Here is a 4,325-nt window from a genome sequence, read left to right on the forward strand (position 1 = left end):
TCAAAGCCCAGTCCCTTGGTCACAAGTTTCTTGTCGAGGTTCGAAGCGGGGACTGTCATGTGGTGCCATTTGCCGAGAAAATCAGTAAATTTAAGATCGATCAGCCGTATGTCGTGCTTCTTGATCTCAGTCCTGAGTTTTGCAATCGAAGAAAAGATGTCGGGACCTCCCTCTCTCCTGCCGTCAGAGTACATACAAAAACCGTTCATTACAATCGGTTGCGGGATTCCAATATATTGAATGGGACGGGTTGTTTCAAGGAATAAATCTATCTCCCGGGGTCTCTCGGGAAGGGGGGTGATGTCAGTAAATAATTCACAAAACTGGTCAAGATAGATGGCCCCTTGCCGAATAACATTTAGGGCGGTGATTGCCGGGGATAGATTCATGTGGGCAAGTTACTGAACGGAAGAAAACTATTATGAGCACAGCCAGTTTTGCCGATTCGGAGGTCACAGACAGAACCGAGATGATGGAGTTGTTGTTGCACATGGCCGTCATCGATGCTGTCCAGGAATTCGATTGCGATTTTGGGCTTCTCCTGATGAACGAAGTTGACTCGGGGTTGAGTATAGCTGGTATCGCGGGAATCGACGATCATTCCGTCCATCCGCTTTTTATTCCGTGGGGGAAAAGTTTCTCCGGTTCTGTGGCCGGTGGGGAAAAACCTGTGGTGATATCCGATTTTGAGAAGAATGCCGGTGATTATGAAGGGATGGTCGAGGACTACTATTCAGGCAACGTGATGAGTGTCCCTTTCTTTTCCGGCCATCGGTTCCTGGGGCTGATGAACTTCTGCCGCCGGGATTCGACACGGACATTTACATACAGGGAGCTCGATGAGGCAATTGAATATGTCTCCAGACTCTCTTCGTCTATTCAGGGCCAGATAATCGTCGATGTACGTATCCATGAGCTGGAAAAATTGAATGATGAGCTGGCCGACAGGAACTACCGTCTCAGGTATGACCTGATAGAGAAGACGGAACAGGAACAGGATATGGCCAGACAGCAGTCGATATTGATGAAGAAGGTCAAGGCCCTGCGGGAGGCAAATATCGAGATGGCGACGACCAACAGAGGTCTGCTCAGGACAAGCATCAGGGCCATCGAGGACAATGACAGATTCGTGAATATGATCGGGCAATTTGAAAAAAGTGTTGTGGTGATTCGGGATGGTGTGATCAAAAACGCGAACAAAAGATTCGAGGAGATAAGTGGCCTTCCCCTGGAGGAACTCAAGGGTATGGTCCTCTTGCACCTGTTTGGGAGCGGAGATGCGGAGAGACTGGGTGAATTGATAAGCAATTTTAACGATGAGGAAATCGAGGTCCTCGAAGGGACTCTGAAGTTGAAAGACGTGACCGGCAATTATCGGGACCTCCGGGTGAGTGTCGGAAAAATTATTCATGAGCACAAACCATCGCTTTTCCTGTTCTTTTCGGATGCCACCAGGCAGATAGACGCCGAAGGACATTACATGCAGGTCAGCAAGTTTGAGTCGGTTGGGAGACTTGCGGCAGGCATAGCGCATGAGATCAACACGCCGATGCAGTTTGTAAGTGACAATACGAGGTTTCTGGAAGAGTCGTGTGAGGAAATAACCAACGTAGTGGATAAGTATAGAGACCTTGTGAATACTGTAAAGTCGGATGGAGAGACCTCTGATCTGGTCAGGGATATCGAGGAGACAGAAGAGACTGCCGATATAGAGTTCCTCATGGAGGAGATCCCGAAAGCGCTGAGCCAGTCTCTCGATGGCCTCGAAAGAATATCAAGGATCGTTCTTTCGCTGAAGGAATTTTCTCACCCTGTCTCGGACGGTATAGCCCCGACAGATATCAACAGGATAATCAAAAACACTGTCACGGTGGCGAGGAACGAGTGGAAGTATGTGTCCGACCTTGAAACCAATTTCGACAAGAATCTAGGGTCGGTCCCGTGTGTATCCGGGGAGATCAGCCAGGTCATCCTCAACATGATTATCAATGCCTCTCACGCGATAGGAAGTGTCATCGAAGCGGGAAAAATGAAAAAGGGATTGATCAGGATCTGTACGAGACGCGATTGCGACTGGGCATGTATCGAGGTGAGCGATAACGGCAGTGGAATGCCGGAAGATGTGAAAGAGAAGATGTTCGACCCATTTTTTACGACGAAATCAGTCGGCAAAGGGACGGGACAAGGGCTTGCCATCAGTCGATCGGTGATCGTCGATAAACACGGAGGAGAGATCGAATGCGAGACTGAAGAGGGAGAGGGGACGACATTTATAATCAGGCTCCCGATTTGTCCGTGTGGCCAGGGAGGGGACGAATGACCGGAAGGAAGAGGATACTGTTTGTCGATGACGAACCCAATGTGCTCGAAGGTCTGCGTCGCTCGTTGTCCAGAATGCGTAAGCAATGGGACATGGTGTTGGTGAATGGAGGAAGGGAAGCTCTCGACCTGTTGTCCACGGATCATTTCGACGCGGTAGTCAGCGATATGAAGATGCCGGAGATGAACGGAGCGGAACTGCTGACGGAAATAGGAATGCTCTATCCTCATATGGTGAGATTCGTCCTGTCCGGTCAGCCGGATGACGAAACGATAATAAAGGCGGTACGGTGTTCGCACCAGTATTTATCAAAGCCTTGCAATACCGGAAAACTGTGTGAATCGCTTGCCAGGGCCCTCACTCTGGTCGATCTTCTTCCTGAAATTGGACTTCGGGGTAAAGTCGTGGGGCCAGGCAACCTGCCCTGCCTTCCCGAGATCCTCGACGAATTCTGTAGCGAACTAAAGGGGGGCAGTTTAGAAACGGTTGACCTGGCTTCTATTGCCAGCCGGGATCCCGGACTGGCAGTCAAGATGCTGCATCTGGCCAATTCATCTTATTTCGGTTCTTTATCCCTGATATCCACCGTCGGGAAGGCCGTCGATATCATCGGCAGACACACACTCGCCAAGCTGGTGAAACAAGGCGATATCTTCTCGGCATATACCCGGGAAGCGGTAAAAATGCATGGACTGAGAGAGAAGGTGGAGAGGAGTGTCAGGTACGGTGAATACTCGGTGTTTGTGGCCCGGCAGATGGGGTTGGAGAAGGATCTGGAAGAATGTGCTTACGCTCTCGGCCTCCTTATCGATGTCGGCGAATTTCTGCTGATCTCGATCTATCCGGAAAAATCGCTGGAATCGATAACACAGGAACAGGCGCTGACTATGGATAGTATTGAAGCGGAGAGGAAACTGTACGGTGTCTCTCACGACGAAGTCGGGGCATGTTTTCTTGGGCTACCAGGGCTGCCGGATATGCTCGTGGATGCTATAAGGTATCATCATTGCCCGGAAGCTGTGGAACATGAGAACAGACTCCTTACCTGTGTATGTGCCGCGGAGGGGTTGTACAGAGAACTGGTCCTGGGAGAAAAAGATTGGCTTGAAAGTGGTTCACCCGGAGCCACTCTTCCAGATGTCAGAGATGGCTTTCGGCAATGGAGTGACCAGGCAGCATCTGGCAGGGAAGAGATGGCGACAGTATGAAACGAAAAATACTATGTGTCGATGACGAAGCCAATATCCTGTTCGCGTATAGAAGACAACTCAAGAAACATTTCGAAGTGGATACGGCGCTCGGTGGCCGAGAGGGATTGCAGGCGATAGATTCAAAGGGGCCATACGCGGTCGTAGTATCCGATCTCAGGATGCCGGAGATGTCGGGAGTGGAATTCCTGGCGAAAGTACTGGAAAAGACTCCCGACAGCATAAGGATGATGATAACAGGATTTGCTGACCTCGATTCCGCGATGTCGGCCGTAAACGAGGGGAGGATATTCCGGTTTCTTACTAAACCTGTAGAGACCAGTGTCCTTGTCTCAAGCCTTCACGCCGCTCTGAAGCAGTATGATCTTGTGGTCGCCGAGAAGGAACTTCTCGAGAATACTCTCAATGGAGCAGTGAATGTGATGGCGGAAGTCCTTTCTCTCGTCAACCCGATAGCATTCAGCAGGACTTCGAGGCTGAAGAAATACGTCTCTCACTGCGTGAGCAGGCTCGGCATTCAGGATCAGTGGAAATACGAACTGGCTGCTATGCTCTCGCACATCGGTTGTATCGCGCTTCATCCGGACACCATTGAGAAAGTCTATTCCGGACACGAGCTGTCCGATGAGGAAAGAGACGCTTTCAGGTCTCATCCAAAGACCGGTTGCAGGTTGCTGGAGAAGATTCCCCGGATGGAGGATGTCGCCGAGATGGTGAAGCTCCAGTTTAATCCCATGCCTATAGGGGGGGATATCTCCGATGCCCAGGTCGTTGCCGTAGGCTCACAGATCCTGCAC

At 50.5% G+C, this 4,325-nt stretch carries 4 protein-coding genes; 3 read left to right on the top strand and 1 reads right to left on the bottom strand.

Features of this window, described 5'->3' with window-relative positions; translation table 11 throughout:
- Window positions 1-209, bottom strand: a 209-nt coding sequence (locus KOO63_01270) for a glutamine synthetase (protein MBU8920464.1), incomplete at its 3' end; no start/stop codon positions are given.
- Between the two features lie 212 nt (window positions 210-421).
- Between KOO63_01270 and KOO63_01275 the strand changes: the two genes are divergently transcribed.
- The 3 genes from KOO63_01275 to KOO63_01285 all read left to right on the top strand — a co-directional run.
- On the top strand, window positions 422-2,320 hold the full coding sequence (locus tag KOO63_01275) for a PAS domain S-box protein (protein MBU8920465.1): 1,899 nt from the start codon (window positions 422-424) through the stop codon (window positions 2,318-2,320).
- Complete coding sequence (locus KOO63_01280; GenBank protein ID MBU8920466.1) at window positions 2,317-3,528, top strand: HDOD domain-containing protein; 1,212 nt, start codon at window positions 2,317-2,319, stop codon at window positions 3,526-3,528. The genes KOO63_01275 and KOO63_01280 overlap by 4 nt, the downstream gene beginning before the upstream one ends.
- Window positions 3,525-4,325, top strand: an 801-nt coding sequence (locus tag KOO63_01285; GenBank protein MBU8920467.1) for a response regulator, incomplete at its 3' end; no start/stop codon positions are given. The genes KOO63_01280 and KOO63_01285, both read left to right, overlap by 4 nt.

The sequence above is a fragment of the Candidatus Latescibacterota bacterium genome, assembly GCA_019038625.1.
GTDB lineage: Bacteria > Krumholzibacteriota > Krumholzibacteriia > Krumholzibacteriales > Krumholzibacteriaceae > JAGLYV01.

Bases quoted from the DNA above. Each gene is read 5' to 3' on its own strand.
- KOO63_01275 (MBU8920465.1), top strand. From the start codon at position 422: ATGAGCACAGCCAGTTTTGCCGATTCGGAGGTCACAGACAGAACCGAG.
- KOO63_01280 (MBU8920466.1), top strand. From the start codon at position 2,317: ATGACCGGAAGGAAGAGGATACTGTTTGTCGATGACGAACCCAATGTG.